This is a genomic window from Bacillus cereus group sp. Sample62, from assembly GCF_036851315.1.
Taxonomy (GTDB): domain Bacteria; phylum Bacillota; class Bacilli; order Bacillales; family Bacillaceae_G; genus Bacillus_A; species Bacillus_A wiedmannii.
In genome coordinates this window covers 4,058,495-4,076,400 of the sequence record NZ_JAFLPK010000001.1, presented here as the reverse complement: position 1 = coordinate 4,076,400, position 17,906 = coordinate 4,058,495, and the positions used below count along the sequence as shown (strand labels likewise).

The window sequence follows — 17,906 nt, the reverse complement described above, 5'->3', positions numbered from 1 at the left end:
AGGGGCTTTTTAAGAAAGAAAATGATTCGCGGTAACATAAAAGAGTCCGCCGTTAATAATTTGCACTGTAATGCGGGGTTCATATTGTTCTTGCAAGGCTTGTTTTTCAATTTCATAGCTTTCAGGAAGTTCATCACTTTCTTCATAAAAACGATTTAAAAGATCTAAATCGTGATTCCAGCGCACTCTTGCTTCTTTCGCCCACGTATGGTCATCTTCTGCAATTATATTCTTTAAAGCATCCTCTATACGTTGTAAACCGCTTTGCGGTTTAATGATAGGCGAGAGCGTAAAACAAAAGTCAGGTATTTTCGGTGTAAGTTTAATTTTAGCTAATGTTTCATGAAAGTTTGCAATCATTGTGCCAGAAATGAGATGAATACCAATAGAGTGAAGAATGTCTTTTTTTCGATCACATTGATAGGAAACTTTAATATTTACACCGAGCCAAGGATGGAGTGGTGTATGCGTTGCCCCGCTATGCCGTACTTCCTCATATAAACGTATGTAAGAGCCTAATTCTTTTGTCGTTTGGAAAATTTGATGAAGACGTGGTGAACCGTAGTGAATAAGCTCACCATCGCTTTCTTCACTTTCTGGATTTGTAAGAAGAGTAAGGCGCATCGGATTCGGTACGCCTCCTGTTTTCTCAAGATAGTGCCAATAGAAAGGGCGGTTCATTAATAATTTATCCATCTCAATTGTTAACTGCACGTCTAATAGATGAGGGGAATGCTCTAAAATTTCACAGTTATTCGCCTCGAAAAAATTGTATAAGTAATTATGAATTTCATGTTGCTGCATAGCCTTGCACCTCAGCTTCATTTCGTTTCGCGAAGTCGATAATAGATGTTAAGTTTTCCATCTTAATTCGGATTTCTCCTTCGCTTTTTGATTGCGCAAATATTTCTTGAATATGTGCGTCGATGTTTTTCATATTAATTCTCGTTAAAATTTCATCAAGTTCACCGATAACACGCTCGAATAAATTGATTTTTTCGTATAACAATTTCAAAATATGTTCTTCAACAGTATGCTTTGTAGCTAAGTTATAAATATGAACATCATTCTTTTGACCAAGACGGTGAATACGTCCGATTCTTTGTTCAAGACGCATTGGATTCCACGGTAAGTCATAATTGATCATATGGCTACAAAACTGTAGGTTAATCCCTTCACCACCAGCTTCGGTTGCAATTAATACTTGTGCGTGGTTTTGGAAAAGCTCCTTCATCCAATCTTTCTTCCCGCGTTTAAACCCGCCGCGGAATGGAACGGAAGAAATACCGTGTTGTTGTAAAAACCATTGTAAATACATTTGTGAAGCTCTATATTCAGTGAAAATAATGACTTTATCGTCAATTTCTTTTATAAGCTCTAGTGCTTTATTCGCTTTTGAGTTGAAAGGAATATGATTAATTTTGTCCATTAGCACATCAATATGCGGGTCTTTTATGTAATGCTCATTTTCTTTCTGCCTTTTTTCCACATGTTTTTTTAATGAATAGTAAACAGCTTCACGACTACTACACGCTTCCCGTTTTAAAGTTAACGATGAGAAGGCAGATGAGAAGGCATCTTGTCCTCGCCAATTTTCAATACCATTATACAAAGCTTGCTCTTCTTCATTAAACTCAACAAAAATTGTACGTACATGTCTCTTTGGCCAATCAATTCCGGTATTATGACGTCGATTTCGGACCATCACTTTGTTAATAAGAGCTTTTAAATCTTCATCAGATTCGGCTGAACGATTTTTTGAAGCGTAATATTCTTCAAAGTTGGATTGATTGCCTAGATGTCCTGGCTTTAATAAAGAAACGAGGTTGAAAATTTCATCAATCTTATTTTGAACAGGTGTAGCGGTTAATAATAAACAAAATTTCTTTTTTAATCGCTGTGCAAATTCATAGTTTTTTGTTTTATTATTTTTAAGTTTATGTGCTTCATCGATAATAATAAGGTCATATTCTAAGTTCAAAACGATATCGCGATGCGGTGAACGTTTTGCAGTATCAATTGATGATACGATCACATCGGCTTGTTCCCACGAGTAGCTTTTCTTTTGGGCTACAGCTGGAATAAAAAACTTTGTATTTAATTCGTATGCCCATTGTGATACGAGAGAGGCAGGGACGAGTATAAGTACTTTTTTCACAAGGCCGCGGACCATATATTCTTTTAAAATAAGCCCAGCTTCAATCGTTTTCCCAAGTCCCACTTCATCTGCTAGTATCGCTTTACCATTCATTTGTTCAATGACATTTTGAGCGACTTCTAATTGATGAGGAAGTGGTGTGAAATGAGATAAATGTTTCGGTGCTTGTAATCCATCGAAAGTAGGAACAAGTAATGATTTTTCTGTTTTATAAGCTAAATGATATAAATCCCAGTTTGTCCAAGGACCATCTTCGTTAATTCTATTTAAAAAATTGTTTTGCCACGTTCGATCTACGGAAATATCGACATTCATTACGACTCTCCCACCTTCTATAAACTAAAGTAATTATTAGAAAAATCTTTATTATATAAGCCTTGTAATAAGGCGCTATTACACATACTGAAAGTTAAAGAATAGACAAAGATAAAGGGCTAAATTTTGAAAGTTGTATTTAATAAGATTAAGAATGAAAAATTCTAAATTATTTTTTATGCTAGAATATTGATGAAATATAGCGAATGATGTTAGGATAATGGTGTGAAATGTGTGGAATCTTTCGTATTTTATCCAAGAAAGTGATTTTTTATTTACGCTTTCATAAAAAAATATAATGAGATTCCGTATATCCTATCTTTTCAGAGTGAAAATGTTTAGATATGGCGAGCAACTTTTATTGATTTGTCAAAGCATAAGGGGGAGAGAGCATGATTACATTACAACGTACACCGTTATTTGATGTATACGCGAAGTATGGTGGAAAAACAATCGACTTCGGTGGTTGGGAATTACCAGTTCAATTTTCAAGCATTAAAGAAGAACATGAAGCTGTACGTACGGCTGCAGGTTTGTTCGATGTGTCTCATATGGGAGAAGTTGAGGTAAAAGGTGTAGATAGTTTAGCATTTTTACAACGTGTTGTTACAAATGACGTTTCTACTTTAAAGGTAGGAGGCGCACAATATACAGCTATGTGCTACGAAAATGGTGGTACAGTAGATGATTTATTAATCTACAAACGTGGTGAAGAAGACTATTTATTAGTAATCAATGCATCAAATATCGAGAAAGATTACGAATGGTTAGCTAGTCATATAATTGGCGATGCGACAGTAGTCAATGTTTCTAGTGAAGTTGCACAGCTTGCAATTCAAGGACCAAAAGCAGAAGGCATTTTACAAAAAGTTGTGTCAGAAGATTTGAAAGAAATTAAGTTCTTTAAATTTAAAAACGATATTCTTGTAGATGGAATTCCAGCACTTGTATCTCGTACAGGTTACACAGGTGAAGATGGATTTGAAATTTACTGTAAGAGTGAAGATGCTGCAAAACTTTGGGAGAAACTTCTTGAAGTTGGAGCAGAAGAAGGCTTAAAAGCATGTGGTTTAGGTGCTCGTGATACACTTCGCTTCGAAGCAACATTACCACTTTATGGTCAAGAATTATCAAAAGATATTACACCGATTGAAGCTGGCATTGGCTTTGCGGTAAAACCAAATAAAGAAGCAGACTTCTTTGGAAAAGCAACGTTAAAAGAGCAAAAAGAAAACGGTGCGCCTCGTAAGTTAGTTGGCATCGAAGTAATCGAACGTGGAATTCCTCGTACACATTACCCTGTATTTATTGGAGAAGAAAAAATCGGGGAAGTAACGAGTGGTACACAATCTCCAACGTTAAAGAAAAGCATTGGTTTAGCACTAATTGATGTAAAATACGCAGCAGTTGATACAGAAGTAGAAATTGAAATTCGTAATAAACGCGTCAAAGCAGTAGTTGTTCCAACACCATTTTATAAACGTTCAAAGTAACGGGGAGAGGGGTAGATTTCATGTTGCATCGTTATCTTCCAATGACAGAAGAAGACAAAAAAGAAATGTTACAAACGATCGGCGTTCAAACGATCGATGAGTTATTCTCTGATATTCCAGAGAGTGTTCGTTTTAAAGGGGATTTAAAAATTAAAGAAGCAAAATCAGAGCCAGAGCTGTTAAAAGAGTTAACTCAAATGGCTAGTAAAAATGCTAACTTAAAAGAGTACGCTTCTTTCTTAGGAGCAGGCGTATATGATCATTACGCTCCAGTAATTGTAGATCACGTTATCTCTCGCTCAGAATTTTATACAGCTTACACGCCATATCAACCAGAAATTTCACAAGGGGAATTACAAGCAATCTTTGAATTCCAAACAATGATTTGTGAATTAACAGGAATGGATGTAGCAAACTCTTCTATGTACGACGGAGGTACAGCTTTAGCTGAAGCGGCAATGCTAGCGGCTGGCCATACTCGCAAAAAGAAAATTCTTGTATCTAGCGCAGTTCATCCAGAATCAAGAGCAGTACTTGAAACGTATGCAAAAGGTCAACATCTTGAAGTTGTTGAAATTAATCATAAAGATGGTGTAACAGATTTAGACGTATTACAAAGTGAAGTAGATGATACAGTTGCTTGTGTAATCGTTCAATATCCAAACTTCTTCGGACAAGTTGAAAAATTAGCTGATATTGAAAAAATCGTTCATCAACAAAAATCATTATTTATCGTTTCTTCAAATCCATTATCATTAGGCGCATTAACGCCACCAGGGAAATTTGGTGCTGATATTGTAATCGGTGATGCACAACCATTTGGTATTCCAACGCAGTTTGGTGGACCACACTGTGGTTACTTTGCAACAACGAAAGCATTTATGCGTAAAATTCCAGGACGTCTTGTTGGACAAACTGTAGATTCAGATGGTAAACGTGGGTTTGTATTAACGTTACAAGCACGTGAACAGCATATTCGCCGTGACAAAGCGACGTCTAACATTTGTTCAAATCAAGCGTTAAATGCATTAGCAGCATCAGTTGCAATGACGGCACTTGGTAAACAAGGTGTGAAAGAAATGGCGCGTCAAAATATTTCTAAAGCACAATATGCAAAACGTCAATTTGAAGCGCAAGGCTTCACAGTTACATTTGCTGGACCATTCTTCAATGAGTTTGTTGTAGATTGCAAGCGTCCAGTGAAAGAAGTAAACGATGCATTATTACAAAAGAATATTATCGGCGGTTACGATCTAGGCCGTGATTATAAAGAGCATGAAAACCATATGCTTGTAGCAGTAACTGAGCTTCGTACAAAAGAGGAAATTGACACACTTGTAAACGAAATGGGGGCTATCCAATGAAGAACCAAGACCAAGCACTTATTTTTGAAGTGACTAAAGAAGGACGCGTAGGATATAGCTTACCCAAATTAGATGTAGAAGAAGTGAAACTAGAAGATGTGTTTGAGAGCGATTATATTCGAGTAGAAGATGCAGAGCTACCGGAAGTATCTGAACTTGACATTATGCGCCACTATACAGCACTTTCAAACCGTAACCACGGTGTTGATTCTGGATTCTATCCACTTGGATCTTGTACGATGAAATATAATCCGAAAATTAATGAGAATGTAGCTCGTTTCGCAGGATTTGCAAATATTCATCCATTACAAGATGAAAAGACAGTACAAGGTGCAATGGAATTAATGTACGACTTACAAGAGCACTTAATTGAGATTACAGGTATGGATACTGTTACATTGCAACCAGCAGCTGGTGCGCACGGAGAATGGACAGGTTTAATGTTAATTCGTGCATACCATGAAGCAAATGGTGACTTTAACCGTACGAAAGTAATTGTTCCTGACTCTGCTCACGGAACGAATCCAGCATCTGCAACTGTAGCTGGTTTTGAAACAATTACAGTAAAATCAAATGAACATGGTCTTGTTGACTTAGAAGATTTAAAACGTGTTGTAAACGAAGAAACAGCAGCACTTATGTTAACAAATCCTAATACATTAGGTCTATTCGAAGAAAATATTTTAGAAATGGCAGAAATCGTCCATAACGCAGGCGGTAAATTATACTATGATGGTGCAAACTTAAATGCGGTATTAAGCCAAGCGCGCCCAGGAGATATGGGATTTGACGTTGTACATTTAAACCTTCATAAAACATTTACAGGTCCTCACGGCGGCGGTGGCCCAGGTTCGGGTCCAGTAGGTGTGAAAGCTGATTTAATTCCGTACTTACCAAAACCAATTTTAGAGAAAACGGAAAATGGCTATCACTTTAACTATGATCGTCCAGAAGCAATTGGGCGCGTAAAACCATTCTATGGTAACTTCGGAATTAACGTTCGTGCATACACATATATTCGTTCTATGGGTCCAGATGGACTACGTGCAGTAACGGAGTATGCGGTATTAAATGCGAACTATATGATGAGAAGATTAGCACCATTCTATGATCTTCCGTTCGATAGACATTGTAAGCATGAGTTTGTATTATCAGGTCGTCGCCAAAAGAAACTTGGTGTACGTACATTAGATATCGCAAAACGCCTGCTTGATTTCGGTTACCATCCACCAACAATTTACTTCCCATTAAATGTGGAAGAATGTATTATGATTGAGCCGACAGAAACAGAATCAAAAGAAACATTAGATGGTTTCATTGATAAGATGATTCAAATTGCTAAAGAAGTAGAAGAAAATCCAGAAGTTGTACAAGAAGCGCCACATACAACGGTAATTAAACGTTTGGATGAAACATTGGCTGCTCGTAAACCAGTTTTACGTTATGAAAAGCTAGCTCCTGTACAAGTTTGATTAGCATAACAAAGGAAGAACTCGCTATATGCGGGTTCTTTTTTTATATGGAGAATTTGTGCAGAATTAGTGAAGAAAATGTTAAAATTTTATATTTTTTGTTTCATAATGGTGTAAAGAAGTAGTTTCATAGGTGATTTTGTTGAAAAAGTCGGTTTGATAAAAGTATTTATTTTTGTTAGAATTTTATTGAAATTAAGAAGATGTAATGAGATAGGAATGACTCATTTTTATGTATATGTGAAAAAACGAGCAAGCTGGGGGTGAAAATGTGGGATATCGGTGTTATAGAATGATATACCATTTAGAAAACGGAAAAACGATTAAAGATGTAAAAGAATTTTGTTATCGAGATAAAGGAAAAGTATTAGAAAGAGTAGCACATCGTGTAATGGATAATAGGGAAGTGACGGCAATTGATAAGAAAGGAACAATCATTTCAATAGCATGTGAGGACATTGTAAAGGTGGAACTTGATTACATAACAGAAAGTTAACCTTGAGTCATATCGAATTATTCGATACAATATACTGTTGAATGGTGACGAGAGAAGAGAGGAGTTTATTATGGGTAGTACAAGACACTTTTATATGTTTATCTTAGCGTTTGTTCTTGTTGTAGCATTAACGATTTATTTAATTGTTGATAGCACTTGGTACAATACAGTTCATCCGGCGTTCCTTCTGTTTATGTATGTAGGAATTGCCGTAGTGAGTTTTGGAATGAGAGATGAGATGTTAGATCGCTTTGAAAAGTGATACATATACGAAAGACCAACAGGAAAATGTTGGTCTTTTTTTCTTGCCAAAAATAGGATATCGCGTATATACTGTGTATATAAGGTATATACAGTATATACACACTGGAGGAAAACATGAATATTATTATTTCGAATTCTTCCCAAGACCCTATTTATGTGCAAATAAGAAAACAATTAAGCCAGCTTATTTTAAATGGTGGTTTAAAGGGTGGAGACCAATTACCGTCTATTCGTAGCTTAGCGAAAGAATTACAAATTAGTGTAATTACAACGAAGCGTGCGTACGAGGAGCTTGAAAAAGAAGGATATATAGAAACTGTTGCTGGGAAAGGAACTTATGTTTCACGTAAAAATAATGAACTACTAAAAGAACAAAGGCTTCGTCAATTGGAAAGTAAAGCGGAAGAGATTGTGAATGAAAGTAAAGCGTTGCAGCTTTCACTTGAAGATCTACAGCAGATGATAGCGTGTTTATATGAGGGGGAATAAGAGATGTTAGAGCTAAAAAACGTTTGTAAAAGTTATCAAGATTTTGCAGTGAAAAATATAAGTTTTACATTACCACGAGGATATATTATGGGATTTGTTGGACCAAATGGAGCCGGGAAAAGTACGACGATCAAAATGATTATGAATTTAATTAGAAAAGATAGTGGCGATATAAAAATTTTTGGCAAAGGCAATAAGAAATCCGAGAAGGAAATAAAACAAAATATTGGTTTTGTATATGATGAAAATCATTACTACGAAGATTTAACGTGTGAACAAATGAAACGTATTATTGCACCGTTATATAAAAAGTGGGACGAAGAGCAATACAAATCGTATATGCACAGATTACAAGTTCCGAAGTATAAAAAAATTAAAGAACTCTCAAAAGGGATGAAAATGAAATTTGCGATTGCCATTGCACTTTCACATCACGCGGAGTTTATCATTATGGATGAACCGACAGCAGGATTAGATCCAGTTGTTCGAAGTGAATTACTTGATATGTTGCAAGAAATTGTAATGGAGGATGAAGTATCCGTATTATTCTCAACGCACATTACAACAGACTTAGAACGCATCGCAGACTATATTACGTTCATCAATGATGGAGAAATTATATTTACTGGTGAGAAAGATGAACTAATGGAGCACTACATAATTGTAAAAGGAAGTAATGATTTATTAGACCGAGAAGGAAAAGAGCTATTGGTTGGATTACGAAAAAATAAATTTGGCTTCGAAGGTTTAGCGAAGGATAAACAAGCAATTATCGATTGGTTTGGAAATGAGGTTGTACTAGAAAAGCCTACATTAGATGATATTATCGTTTACACCGCGAAAGGGAGAGGTGCTTATGCGTCAGCTCGTATATAAAGATTTGTTCTTTTTTCGGGTAACGTGGTTAGTGAATTTTGTTATGCCCCTTGTGTTATTTATGTTAGATCCAAGTGGTGAAGGGTTATTTCCGATGAGTTGTCTATTTATAACACTTTCTTCGGTTATGACGTTAATCTTTATGGATGAAAGGAATAAAAGTGACATTATTATAAATAGTTTACCGGTAAATCGAAAGGATATCGTCATTGCTAGATATATTTCCTGTGCAATATTCATTGTAGGTGGCATGCTCTCTACGATGTTAGTTGTTTTTCTTATAAGAGGCATTGTGGTCATTGGTGATATCGGTGCCTATCATCCTAATCTATACATTGAAATTCCATGGTATGAAGTAATAAATGGAGCTATTTACGCCTTGTTTTTTGTTGTGATACTTTTCCCTAGTTATTACGGTACAAAATCGAAGGTAGTAAGAAGTATAGTATCAGCAGCATCAATGGGAGTGGGTGTAATTTTTTGGATGTTTATTAGTGATGGGCTGAATGAAACAGCATCTTCATTCATTGAGTGGATTATGAATCCTATGCATATTGGTGTATTTATAGTTGGATTCATAACATTAGTTAGTATTTATATCGCTTCTATGTTTCTTACAATTAAAATTTATGAAACGCGTGATTTATAGAGAGGGGAATTCATATGCAACAGTTGATTTTGAAGGAGTTTTTCTTACAGAAGAAGATGTTTCCTTTTTATTTTTTAATCCCGATTTTATCTATTTTTAAGAAATCCATCGAACCAATGGGGATTGCAATAGCATTATTTATAACATGTAGCACGATTATATATATTTCTTTTTATTATGACGAGAAAAGTAAAGCAAAAAAAGTATTAGTGAGTTTGCCTATAACGAGAAAAGAGATAATTATAGCTAAATATATTTCAAGCACATTATTTATTATGGCTGGTTTGTGTGTAACTTTTATAGTCTTAATATTAGGAAATATTTTATTGGGCAGGGATATAGTCATGCCTGGATATGCAGTGTTTTCAGCAATAGTAGCAACTTTAATTTATTGTGTAGTAACGATACCTGCTAATTACATTGGGGGATATAAAGCTATTACTGTCTTGAATGTGATTATGATTTTTCCTTTAGTGGGTATGATTGGCCTTATGTGCAATATTTTTGGTGATGAAATAATTATGTTAAAAGTACTCCACTCTCAAGAGGCTACACTAGCAATGAGTTTTCTTGGTATCGGAGTGTTAGTAAGTATAGTCATATCAATGTTTCTCTCAATGAAAATGTTTCAGGAGGCAGAGTTATAGAAGGGACATTTTCATATTAGGAGGGTAAAACATGATCAAGCAACTAGTTTTAAAAGATATGATGTTGCAAAGAAAGTTAGGATTTGTTGGTTTTATATGCTTGCTTTTCCTTTTAATTGTTGATTTTGGTAGCGGAAATTTTCTTATGACGCTTAGTATAACTATACCTATCCTTGGAACAATTTGGTCGACGAGTTATGAGGCTAGAAATAAGAGTGAAAAGATATTAAATAGTTTACCACTTCAACGTAAGGAAATTGTCATAGCAAAATACATATTTGTAAGTATTTTAGTTGTTTTAGGTGTGATTTTCTCACTTTTGGTTGGTCTAATTCAGTTGCAAAATGAACATATAACTGGATTTATGCTGTGGGGAGCAATTCTCGGCGGAATAACGGGAGGATTGGTTTATAGCATGATCGTACTTCCAATTGAATTTTCGGTAGAATATGGCAGTTCGAAACAGGCTGCTTATTTTATGGGAATTATAGTTGGTGGATTAAGTGGAGTGATTGTAAGTAGTGTATGGTTAGATGTAGAGAATGCTTGGAGCACGAGTTTAGTCGTAAATGTTTGTTTTATAGCTGGGCTGCTTCTTTTATATATCATATCTATGTTATTTTCAATTCATTTGTATAGTGAGCGTGATTTGTAGGGGAGAGGAGAATAGTTTTGAAACAATTAATTTTAAAGGATTTTATTATTCAATGGAAATTTTTAATGTGGTACATACTATATCCTATTCTCTTTTATATGGCCTTCAAAGATACGGAAAATGTATTCATAATTATGTCGGTTATTTTTACAGTTATGGCAACGATAAAAACGTTTGAAGCCGATGGGAAAAATGAGAGTGAATTAATAGTAAATAGTTTACCGATATTGAAAAAAGAAATTGTATTTGCAAAATATGTCTTATCGATTATTATTCTTTTCATAAGCGTATCAATTGGTTGTTTTACGGTGGGGATGAAGAATGGGACTAATATATTTGAATTTATTGAAACGACAATGGTTGCTAGTATTAGCTTTATTTTAGTGTATTTAAGTTTGGTTTTACCGCTATCGTTTTGGCTAGGGTATAAGAAAACTATTTTTATTACGATAGTAATATTCATGGCAACGATTGTTGTTTTAGAAGCTTTGTTTCAAATCAATTTGGAACAAATTCAACTCTATAACAGCTTGTTATTCATTGGTTCAATTTGCATGTTCATAGTATCGATCTTCGTTTCAGTGAAATTGTATGAGAAGAGAGAATTTTAAAAGGTGCCTTATAGAAGGCACCTTATTCAATAACGACAATATGAAAGTAAGAGTTTATAAACAGAGAGGCTATTCGGTACAACATCTTTTGGAGTATGTAATATAAAGCTGAAAACGATAACGAGAATGAGAAAGAGGAAAAATAAAAATAGGATCTGCTTATGTATAGAATTTTGCATAGTATACACTCCTTTTTTAGGTAGTATGTCCAAAGGAAAGGAGTGTATGAAAAATGTTAGGAGGGAGAAGGATGAGCAAAAGAAAATGGTTATATAGAATAGGGATATTTTTATTTTCAATCGGTCTCATATTAGCAAATTTTTATTCAGATATACCATCGCCATTTCCTAATTTGCATAAGGGAATTGGTATAAGTATTGTCATAGTCGGTCTTCTTTGTCTTATATCATCAAATTTCTACAGAAAATCTGAATGAATACAAAAAAGGACAGTTACTCTTTTTCAGAAGTACTGTCCTTTTTAAATAATGTATTCCATAGTTTGGCGATACTCCATATAATGACGATTGCAATGGAGGCAATAACTGACCAAACAATAGATGCAATTTCAAGTGCCATGCTAGGAAGGAAGGTAAAAATGGATACTACTTTATGAAACAACCATTCTATTATATGAAAACTGATTTGCAATAGAATGACGATCCCGAGTGTAATCCATGCTAACATTTGTTTTCCTTTTTCTTTCCACATGACATTCACCTCACGTTAGCTTAATAGTTTTAAGCCAACAGCGCCGCATAGAATGCAGCTTAAGAAGGCAAGACGACGCCAATCCGCTGATTCACGGAAAATAAGAATACCTAGAAGTGCACTTCCGGCAGTTCCGATTCCAGTCCAAATCGCGTAAGCAGTTCCCATCGGTAATGTGTTCATCGCGAGAGATAAGAAGAAGAAGCTTACGCCGAAGTTAGCGATTAAAATAACTTTTGGTGCCCAGCCTTTCTTTTCAGTGGCTACTTTCATAAAGAGTACACCAATAATTTCACAAATACCAGCTAGAATTAAAAATAACCAAGCCATTTTATGCGGCCTCCTTCGCTTCTTTTTCTTCTGTTACTCGTTTTAGCCCAATTACTCCGAAGAAGATTAAACCGATTAATAAAACTTTTACAATAGAGAAAGGTTCTCCGAAGACGAAAATTTCTGTAAGAACGATCCCACCAGCTCCAATTCCTGTAAAGACTGCGTATACAGTGCCGACAGGTAAATCTTTATAAGCTCTAAATAATAAGACGAAACTAATTGTAATTAATAACGCAACACCAGCCCATTCAAGTGGTGCCTCCGCTTTTTTAAGTCCAATGACCCAAAAGATTTCAATAATGCCAGCTATAATTACATAAATCCATGCCATATGTCATTTCTCCTTCCTACCAGTCGTTAGGTAAAGGGCTTAAAAACGACGCATTGCAAAGGAGCAATCCGTCAGTTTGAAAGACCTCGCCAAAATACTTGCCAAGAGGCGTTTAAACGAGTCTCAAAGCGATTTAAACCTGCAAATAGTAGTTCAACCATAAGTCCGTCCAGTAAGCATAGAAAAGCTTCTAGAGCGTCTTTTACTTCAATGTTATGCAGTTCACTTTGCTCGTTTGCCTGTTTAAATATAGGGAATAAAAGTTTTCCGACGTTTTCAATGTGTGCATTCGCTTTTTCAATAATTTGTACGCGGAATGCATCAGGCGGAAAATAGGAAGTTCGTAACCAAAACATTGATTCTTCACTTTCACCAAATCGTTTTGCGTAGCCCTTTAGTAACTGTAAGAGCAATTCTTCAGTAGACGAATTTGAAAACTTTTCGATATCGTCTGTGAAGCTCTGTAAATCTTTTTGAAGAGCGGATTCTAAGCATATAAAATATAGCTCTTCTTTTCCTTTAAAGTGTGCGTAAATCGATGGTTTTTTAATCCCGACTTCTTGAGCAATATTTGCCAATGAAGTTCCTTCATAGCCGTAGCGTGCGAAATGAGAAAGTGCTACAGCTTTAATGCGGTTTGCTGTCATTTTCATCCCCTACCTACCGTTCGTTAGGTTCATTATATGAGATGGAAAATATAAAGTCAATAGGTGAAGAGCTGAAAAAGAGCGCTATAGGTAACGCTCTTTTTTCAGACAGTATCTCGCTCAATTAAATGGAATGAATGCTCTTCTGCGTTCCCGGCAATTTGCTCGCTTTGGATTTGTTTATGGAATAAAGAAAAAGCATGTGAGCCCATTGTAAGGCCGGGATGCTCAATTGTTGAAATTTCTAACGCCTTTGAAATTTCATGATTATCAAATCCAAGGATAGCAAGTTCTTCAGGGACTCGAATGCCATGTTTTCGCGCCTCTGTTAATAAACCAGCTGCAACTTGATCGTTCGCTGTAAAAATAGCGGTTGGGCGATTTTTCATGTTTAAAATGCGATGAAGTATTTTTGCACCATCCTGCATCGTATAGCATTGATGAAAAATCCAATCTGGATGTACCGTTTTACCTTCGTTATGAAGCGTATCAGCAAATGCTTTTTCGCGCTCCATAGAATTTGCACTCGTTTTTCTTGCTAAACAGATTCCAATTTTTTCATGGCCTTTACTGAGTAAATAGGCAGTGCCGAGACGGAAGCCTTCATAGTGATCTACGTAGACGGATGAAATGAGGGGATGCTTCATCTTTTCACATGAAATAATAGGGGCAAATTTTGCGAAAGGTTCAATTTGTTCCCAAGAACTCGTTCGAGAGCAAATAATCATTCCGTCGAATTGTTTCATTTTCATCATTTCAAGAACGCGAATCTCTTCGAGGCTATCGTAATTTGTTTGACATAAATTAATGTGATATCCAGCTGCTAACGCTTCGTTTCCGATTCCTTCAATAATTGTACTGAAGTATGGAAGATTAATGAAAGGGAGCATAACCCCGATTGTATATGTTTTTCCCTTTATTAAATGAATAGCATTTATATTTTTTGCATAGTTCAATTCTTCAACAGCATCTAGAACACGCTTACGTTTTTCTTCTTTTACGTAAGGGTGATTATTAAGGACGCGGGAAACAGTTGATATGGATACACCAGCAGTTTTTGCAATTTGTTTTATATTGGCCATATGTATCACCTCTTTCCTTTATTATAAAGGGAAAATAATAAGAATGAAAAAATCTTGACCTGAAAAGCTTTTCACAAACTATGTTATAAATAAGGCTTCTTTTTATTCGCGTAACCTTTTTATTTGGGCGTAAGAATGATAGGGGGCTTTTTTGCGTCTATAAAAGAAGTTTTGTCAAAATGTGTGAGAATAACGTGGAAAGTTTTCAAAGGGGGAGTTTGTTAATGAAGCGAATATGAATAGCATACAAAATGAAATTTTAATCAGTCGGGCATTAACGCTTTATTCATAAAGAGAGCGGTATGAAGAAAGGGCGGAAACAAATTGAAAAAAAGAATCATTTGTTTCGTGTTTTCTAGTCTAGTGCTAAGTTCATGTTCGTTTCAGCAAACGATGCAAGAAGAAAAAAACTTTGTGGGAACAACAGGAGGAGTGATGGATCGTGTTACGGATCCTATTCCGCTAAAGGAGCTTCCGAAATATTTTCCAGTGAAATTTAAAGTTCCTGCGTTTTTACCGTATGACATTACGAGTGATGTGAAGGGGGAAGTCAGAACGATTGGGAAAAAGAAAGCTGTCTTAAGGATTAAATATAAACAGCGGGAGCCAGGTAGAAATGAGTATATTGAGTTAAATGTTGCGAACTTTCCTTATAGTTTTCCGGATCTCGTGGAAGAGAAGCGATTTCAAGAACAAATGAAATTGAATAGTGGAGCATTCGCTTATTTTAAAAATAAGGATGACTCTGGGCGAGGAGATGAATTCGCTACGCTTATTTGGAAAGAGAAAGGACTTGAATATCAGCTGCTGTATCGTAATACACAAGAGAATGATAAAGATGTGATTAAGCAAAATTTATTATACATTGCGAATAATATGGAATGAAAAAACTAGCTGAATGATTCAGCTAGTTTTTGTATGTTATTATTTCTTTTTAATTTTTCCAGTCCACGTTTTAAATCCACCTTGTAATTGGTAGAAATCTTTGTAGCCTTGTTTTTTTAAGTATTGAGCTGCACGACCAGTACGGAATCCGCTTTGGCAGTATAAGTAAACTGGTTGATCTTTGCGAAGTTCTTTATGACGAAGGCGAATTTGTGATAACGGAATGTTACGTGCGCCTAAAATATGTCCTGCAGTATATTCGTCTGCTTCGCGAATATCGATAAGCTGTGCTTTACGGTAGCCAGCGCGAAACTCTTCTTCTGAAAGTGTTTTAATTAATTTTCTCTGATAGAAATACATCCATACAGTGTAGCCGATGAACGCTACGATTACGGCTAATAAAATAATCCAAGTTGTTGACACGATTCTATCGCTCCCTTTTTTCTTATCCTACTTTCAATATTATAATGACCGTATGTATTTATGCAACAGATTCATTTGCATAATAAGAAGAAATTTCGTATTCTTTCACAAATTTTGTCGAATTTGGTAGACTAGAGAATGTGAAAAATAATTGGTTATATGAGGTGCAGGATGGGAAAAGAAAAATGGTGTTATATTAACTCTGGTCAATGTTCGCCGGCATTTAATATGGCGTTAGATGAATGTTTATTAAATTGGCAAAGTGAAAAGAAAATGCCACCAACCATTCGTTTTTATGAATGGGAAGTACCAACATTAACAGTTGGGTATTTCCAGCGTGTTGAAAAAGATATTAATATGGATGTAGTTAACGAAAAGAAATATGGATTCGTTCGTCGTCAAACAGGCGGCAGGGGTGTACTACATGATAAAGAATTAACGTACAGTGTTATTGTGTCTGAAGATCATCCAAATATGCCAAAAACAGTTACAGAAGCGTATCGTATTATTTCGCAAGGTTTATTAGACGGTTTTAAGGCATTAGGATTAGAAGCGTATTATGCAGTTCCAAAAACAGAAGCAGACCGTGAAAATTTAAAAAATCCACGTTCAGGCGTATGCTTTGATGCACCGTCTTGGTATGAAATTGTAGTAGAAGGAAGAAAAATCGCAGGTAGTGCTCAAACACGTCAAAAAGGTGTGATTTTACAGCACGGATCGATTCCGTTAGAAATAGATTTAGACGAATTATACGATCTGTTTTTATTCCCGAATGAACGTGTAAAAGAGCGTATGAAGAGTATGTTCTCTTCTAAAGCGGTAGCCATAAATGAATTAACAGACCGCACGTTTACAATCGAGCAGTTAATTAAAGCGTTTGAGGTTGGGTTTGAAAAAGGATTAGATGTAGAGCTTGTTCCGTATGAATTAACAGAAGAACAGTTACATGAAGTACAAACATTAGCAAAAGAGAAGTATGAAAGTAAGGAATGGAATTATAAAAAATAAGAGGTGGCAATTGCCACCTCTTATTTTTTATAGTAAATTAAGTACTTTTTCTACTTTGATTCCTTTATCTTGTAAAGAACGCAGGCGATTTACAACGTCCATAATTTCTTTGTCAAATGTAACGCTAATACCTTGGCTTTGTAGTTCTTTTTTTAAGCTTTCAATAGAATCATCTATGTCGATGCCAAGCTCGTAATCTTGACAAACTTCAATTGTCTTTTTCACAAGTTTCACATAATTTTCTTGTAGTTTTGTATTTGTTTCAGTCAAAGCAGGTTGTTTCGGTTTTGCAGGAGCAACCGGTGCTGTCTCTTGCTTTGTAACTGGAGTTGGTACTGCTTTTTTCACAGGTGCTGGAGTAGATAATTCCATAGCTGCTTCTACACTTACTGGCTTCGGCGTTGGTACCGGAGTAGGTTTAGGTGCTGCAGGTGTTTCTGCTCGCGTAACAGGTTTTGGAGCAGGTGTAACTGCTTTTGGAGCTTCTACAACTACTTCTTTTTTCGGAGTAGCTTCTACAACAGTTTCTTCTTGCTCAGCAGCTTCTTTATTTTCTTTGCTCCACATAACGCGTTCAACTTCTAGAGAAACATTGTTTTTGTTCATCGCTGTTAATGTAACTTTACCAACTTCAGCGTTTCCAGTGAAATCAACAATTTTATAAATAACACTCTTGTTCCAATCCACGTTTCCGCTCAAAAATAATTCTTCGTTACATTTCGGCGTTAAGCCCTCGATTTTAATTTCTGCGTTTACACCGTTTTCACTATATACCATAATTAGCGAAGCATTTACATCTTCGTCTGCTAACATTAGTTCACGTACCATTTTGCCGGTGCGTACTTGCGTTTTCTTCTTAACTGACATCTAATTTCTCCTCTCAAAAATTCAGTAATATAAAAAAATCGTATAACGAAAAATAATTGCTCACGAAGATTTATGATACCGATAATAAAAGCATCACGTCAACAATTAACTTTAATTATTTTGCATTTTTC

General features: G+C 35.6%; 23 protein-coding genes. 14 read left to right on the top strand and 9 right to left on the bottom strand.

Features of this window, described 5'->3' with window-relative positions; genetic code table 11:
• Positions 1–9: 9 nt before the first annotated feature.
• Together J0835_RS20740 and J0835_RS20735 are read right to left on the bottom strand one after the other, a co-directional pair.
• On the bottom strand, positions 10–804 hold the full coding sequence (locus J0835_RS20740) for a YqhG family protein (RefSeq protein WP_087981919.1): 795 nt from the start codon (positions 802–804) through the stop codon (positions 10–12).
• Entirely contained in the window at positions 791–2,473 is a 1,683-nt protein-coding gene (locus J0835_RS20735; RefSeq protein ID WP_087981917.1) for a DEAD/DEAH box helicase, read from the bottom strand. The genes J0835_RS20740 and J0835_RS20735 overlap by 14 nt, the downstream gene beginning before the upstream one ends.
• Before the next feature lie 392 nt (positions 2,474–2,865).
• Between J0835_RS20735 and gcvT the strand changes: the two genes are divergently transcribed.
• The 12 genes from gcvT to J0835_RS20675 all read left to right on the top strand — a co-directional run bounded on the left by gcvT (position 2,866) and on the right by J0835_RS20675 (position 11,925).
• Positions 2,866–3,966 carry a glycine cleavage system aminomethyltransferase GcvT gene (gcvT, locus tag J0835_RS20730; protein WP_087981915.1) on the top strand — a complete coding sequence of 367 codons (1,101 nt, stop codon included), beginning with the start codon at positions 2,866–2,868 and terminating at the stop codon, positions 3,964–3,966.
• Positions 3,967–3,986: 20 nt separating this feature from the next.
• A complete protein-coding gene (gene gcvPA, locus J0835_RS20725) occupies positions 3,987–5,330 on the top strand; it encodes an aminomethyl-transferring glycine dehydrogenase subunit 1 (RefSeq protein ID WP_000903245.1) in 1,344 nt (447 codons plus the stop codon).
• The gene (gene gcvPB, locus J0835_RS20720) at positions 5,327–6,802 is read left to right on the top strand and encodes an aminomethyl-transferring glycine dehydrogenase subunit 2 (RefSeq protein ID WP_002145761.1); all 1,476 of its coding nucleotides are present in this window, start codon (positions 5,327–5,329) and stop codon (positions 6,800–6,802) included. Before gcvPA ends, gcvPB begins: the two co-directional genes overlap by 4 nt.
• Positions 6,803–7,094: 292 nt before the next feature.
• Complete coding sequence (locus tag J0835_RS20715) at positions 7,095–7,298, top strand: DUF3929 family protein (protein WP_140386921.1); 204 nt, start codon at positions 7,095–7,097, stop codon at positions 7,296–7,298.
• Positions 7,299–7,368: 70 nt separating this feature from the next.
• Entirely contained in the window at positions 7,369–7,560 is a 192-nt protein-coding gene (locus tag J0835_RS20710) for a hypothetical protein (RefSeq protein ID WP_000535935.1), read from the top strand.
• 116 nt (positions 7,561–7,676) lie between these two features.
• Entirely contained in the window at positions 7,677–8,051 is a 375-nt protein-coding gene (locus tag J0835_RS20705; protein WP_087981912.1) for a GntR family transcriptional regulator, read from the top strand.
• 3 nt (positions 8,052–8,054) lie between these two features.
• Positions 8,055–8,927 (top strand): ABC transporter ATP-binding protein, encoded by an 873-nt coding sequence (locus J0835_RS20700; RefSeq protein WP_087981910.1) that lies wholly within the window; start codon positions 8,055–8,057, stop codon positions 8,925–8,927.
• Positions 8,908–9,576, top strand: a complete 669-nt coding sequence (locus J0835_RS20695) for an ABC-2 transporter permease (protein WP_087981908.1) — start codon at positions 8,908–8,910, stop codon at positions 9,574–9,576. The genes J0835_RS20700 and J0835_RS20695 overlap by 20 nt, the downstream gene beginning before the upstream one ends.
• A 14-nt stretch (positions 9,577–9,590) precedes the next feature.
• A complete protein-coding gene (locus J0835_RS20690) occupies positions 9,591–10,223 on the top strand; it encodes an ABC-2 transporter permease (RefSeq protein WP_087981906.1) in 633 nt (210 codons plus the stop codon).
• A gap of 31 nt (positions 10,224–10,254) precedes the next feature.
• Positions 10,255–10,878 carry an ABC-2 transporter permease gene (locus tag J0835_RS20685; RefSeq protein ID WP_087981904.1) on the top strand — a complete coding sequence of 208 codons (624 nt, stop codon included), beginning with the start codon at positions 10,255–10,257 and terminating at the stop codon, positions 10,876–10,878.
• Between the two features lie 17 nt (positions 10,879–10,895).
• Positions 10,896–11,489 (top strand): ABC-2 transporter permease, encoded by a 594-nt coding sequence (locus tag J0835_RS20680; protein ID WP_087981902.1) that lies wholly within the window; start codon positions 10,896–10,898, stop codon positions 11,487–11,489.
• A gap of 250 nt (positions 11,490–11,739) precedes the next feature.
• Entirely contained in the window at positions 11,740–11,925 is a 186-nt protein-coding gene (locus J0835_RS20675) for a hypothetical protein (RefSeq protein ID WP_087981889.1), read from the top strand.
• A 16-nt stretch (positions 11,926–11,941) separates the two neighbouring features.
• Here the strand turns inward: J0835_RS20675 and J0835_RS20670 are convergent, their stop codons facing one another.
• The 5 genes from J0835_RS20670 to J0835_RS20650 form a co-directional block, all read right to left on the bottom strand.
• Entirely contained in the window at positions 11,942–12,199 is a 258-nt protein-coding gene (locus J0835_RS20670) for a DUF3975 family protein (protein WP_087981887.1), read from the bottom strand.
• A 15-nt stretch (positions 12,200–12,214) separates the two neighbouring features.
• On the bottom strand, positions 12,215–12,529 hold the full coding sequence (locus J0835_RS20665; protein ID WP_046956356.1) for a DMT family transporter: 315 nt from the start codon (positions 12,527–12,529) through the stop codon (positions 12,215–12,217).
• A 1-nt stretch (position 12,530) separates the two neighbouring features.
• Positions 12,531–12,863 carry a DMT family transporter gene (locus tag J0835_RS20660; RefSeq protein WP_000312344.1) on the bottom strand — a complete coding sequence of 111 codons (333 nt, stop codon included), beginning with the start codon at positions 12,861–12,863 and terminating at the stop codon, positions 12,531–12,533.
• A gap of 71 nt (positions 12,864–12,934) precedes the next feature.
• Positions 12,935–13,516: a TetR/AcrR family transcriptional regulator gene (locus tag J0835_RS20655; protein ID WP_002107720.1), complete on the bottom strand. Its 582-nt coding sequence runs from the start codon at positions 13,514–13,516 to the stop codon at positions 12,935–12,937.
• A 98-nt stretch (positions 13,517–13,614) separates the two neighbouring features.
• The gene (locus J0835_RS20650) at positions 13,615–14,592 is read right to left on the bottom strand and encodes a LacI family DNA-binding transcriptional regulator (RefSeq protein ID WP_333728160.1); all 978 of its coding nucleotides are present in this window, start codon (positions 14,590–14,592) and stop codon (positions 13,615–13,617) included.
• Positions 14,593–14,940: 348 nt separating this feature from the next.
• Here J0835_RS20650 and J0835_RS20645 point away from each other — a divergent pair, with 348 nt between their 5' ends.
• A complete protein-coding gene (locus J0835_RS20645) occupies positions 14,941–15,477 on the top strand; it encodes a DNA polymerase III subunit delta (RefSeq protein ID WP_140386920.1) in 537 nt (178 codons plus the stop codon).
• A 39-nt stretch (positions 15,478–15,516) separates the two neighbouring features.
• Here J0835_RS20645 and J0835_RS20640 read toward each other — a convergent pair whose 3' ends face one another.
• Positions 15,517–15,900 carry a rhodanese-like domain-containing protein gene (locus J0835_RS20640; RefSeq protein WP_000108656.1) on the bottom strand — a complete coding sequence of 128 codons (384 nt, stop codon included), beginning with the start codon at positions 15,898–15,900 and terminating at the stop codon, positions 15,517–15,519.
• A 171-nt stretch (positions 15,901–16,071) separates the two neighbouring features.
• On the opposite strand from J0835_RS20640, the gene J0835_RS20635 reads away from it, so the two are divergent.
• Complete coding sequence (locus J0835_RS20635) at positions 16,072–16,908, top strand: lipoate--protein ligase family protein (RefSeq protein ID WP_000514071.1); 837 nt, start codon at positions 16,072–16,074, stop codon at positions 16,906–16,908.
• 27 nt (positions 16,909–16,935) lie between these two features.
• Here J0835_RS20635 and J0835_RS20630 read toward each other — a convergent pair whose 3' ends face one another.
• The gene (locus tag J0835_RS20630) at positions 16,936–17,775 is read right to left on the bottom strand and encodes a hypothetical protein (RefSeq protein WP_087981881.1); all 840 of its coding nucleotides are present in this window, start codon (positions 17,773–17,775) and stop codon (positions 16,936–16,938) included.
• Positions 17,776–17,906 lie beyond the last annotated feature (131 nt).

Bases quoted from the DNA above. Each gene is read 5' to 3' on its own strand.
- gcvPB (WP_002145761.1), top strand. From the start codon at position 5,327: ATGAAGAACCAAGACCAAGCACTTATTTTTGAAGTGACTAAAGAAGGA.
- gcvPA (WP_000903245.1), top strand. From the start codon at position 3,987: ATGTTGCATCGTTATCTTCCAATGACAGAAGAAGACAAAAAAGAAATG.
- J0835_RS20685 (WP_087981904.1), top strand. From the start codon at position 10,255: ATGATCAAGCAACTAGTTTTAAAAGATATGATGTTGCAAAGAAAGTTA.
- J0835_RS20710 (WP_000535935.1), top strand. From the start codon at position 7,369: ATGGGTAGTACAAGACACTTTTATATGTTTATCTTAGCGTTTGTTCTT.
- J0835_RS20655 (WP_002107720.1), bottom strand. From the start codon at position 13,516: ATGAAAATGACAGCAAACCGCATTAAAGCTGTAGCACTTTCTCATTTC.
- J0835_RS20630 (WP_087981881.1), bottom strand. From the start codon at position 17,775: ATGTCAGTTAAGAAGAAAACGCAAGTACGCACCGGCAAAATGGTACGT.
- gcvT (WP_087981915.1), top strand. From the start codon at position 2,866: ATGATTACATTACAACGTACACCGTTATTTGATGTATACGCGAAGTAT.
- J0835_RS20715 (WP_140386921.1), top strand. From the start codon at position 7,095: ATGATATACCATTTAGAAAACGGAAAAACGATTAAAGATGTAAAAGAA.
- J0835_RS20695 (WP_087981908.1), top strand. From the start codon at position 8,908: ATGCGTCAGCTCGTATATAAAGATTTGTTCTTTTTTCGGGTAACGTGG.
- J0835_RS20635 (WP_000514071.1), top strand. From the start codon at position 16,072: ATGGGAAAAGAAAAATGGTGTTATATTAACTCTGGTCAATGTTCGCCG.
- J0835_RS20650 (WP_333728160.1), bottom strand. From the start codon at position 14,592: ATGGCCAATATAAAACAAATTGCAAAAACTGCTGGTGTATCCATATCA.
- J0835_RS20665 (WP_046956356.1), bottom strand. From the start codon at position 12,529: ATGGCTTGGTTATTTTTAATTCTAGCTGGTATTTGTGAAATTATTGGT.
- J0835_RS20705 (WP_087981912.1), top strand. From the start codon at position 7,677: ATGAATATTATTATTTCGAATTCTTCCCAAGACCCTATTTATGTGCAA.
- J0835_RS20675 (WP_087981889.1), top strand. From the start codon at position 11,740: ATGAGCAAAAGAAAATGGTTATATAGAATAGGGATATTTTTATTTTCA.
- J0835_RS20660 (WP_000312344.1), bottom strand. From the start codon at position 12,863: ATGGCATGGATTTATGTAATTATAGCTGGCATTATTGAAATCTTTTGG.
- J0835_RS20700 (WP_087981910.1), top strand. From the start codon at position 8,055: ATGTTAGAGCTAAAAAACGTTTGTAAAAGTTATCAAGATTTTGCAGTG.
- J0835_RS20740 (WP_087981919.1), bottom strand. From the start codon at position 804: ATGCAGCAACATGAAATTCATAATTACTTATACAATTTTTTCGAGGCG.
- J0835_RS20670 (WP_087981887.1), bottom strand. From the start codon at position 12,199: ATGTGGAAAGAAAAAGGAAAACAAATGTTAGCATGGATTACACTCGGG.
- J0835_RS20735 (WP_087981917.1), bottom strand. From the start codon at position 2,473: ATGAATGTCGATATTTCCGTAGATCGAACGTGGCAAAACAATTTTTTA.
- J0835_RS20690 (WP_087981906.1), top strand. From the start codon at position 9,591: ATGCAACAGTTGATTTTGAAGGAGTTTTTCTTACAGAAGAAGATGTTT.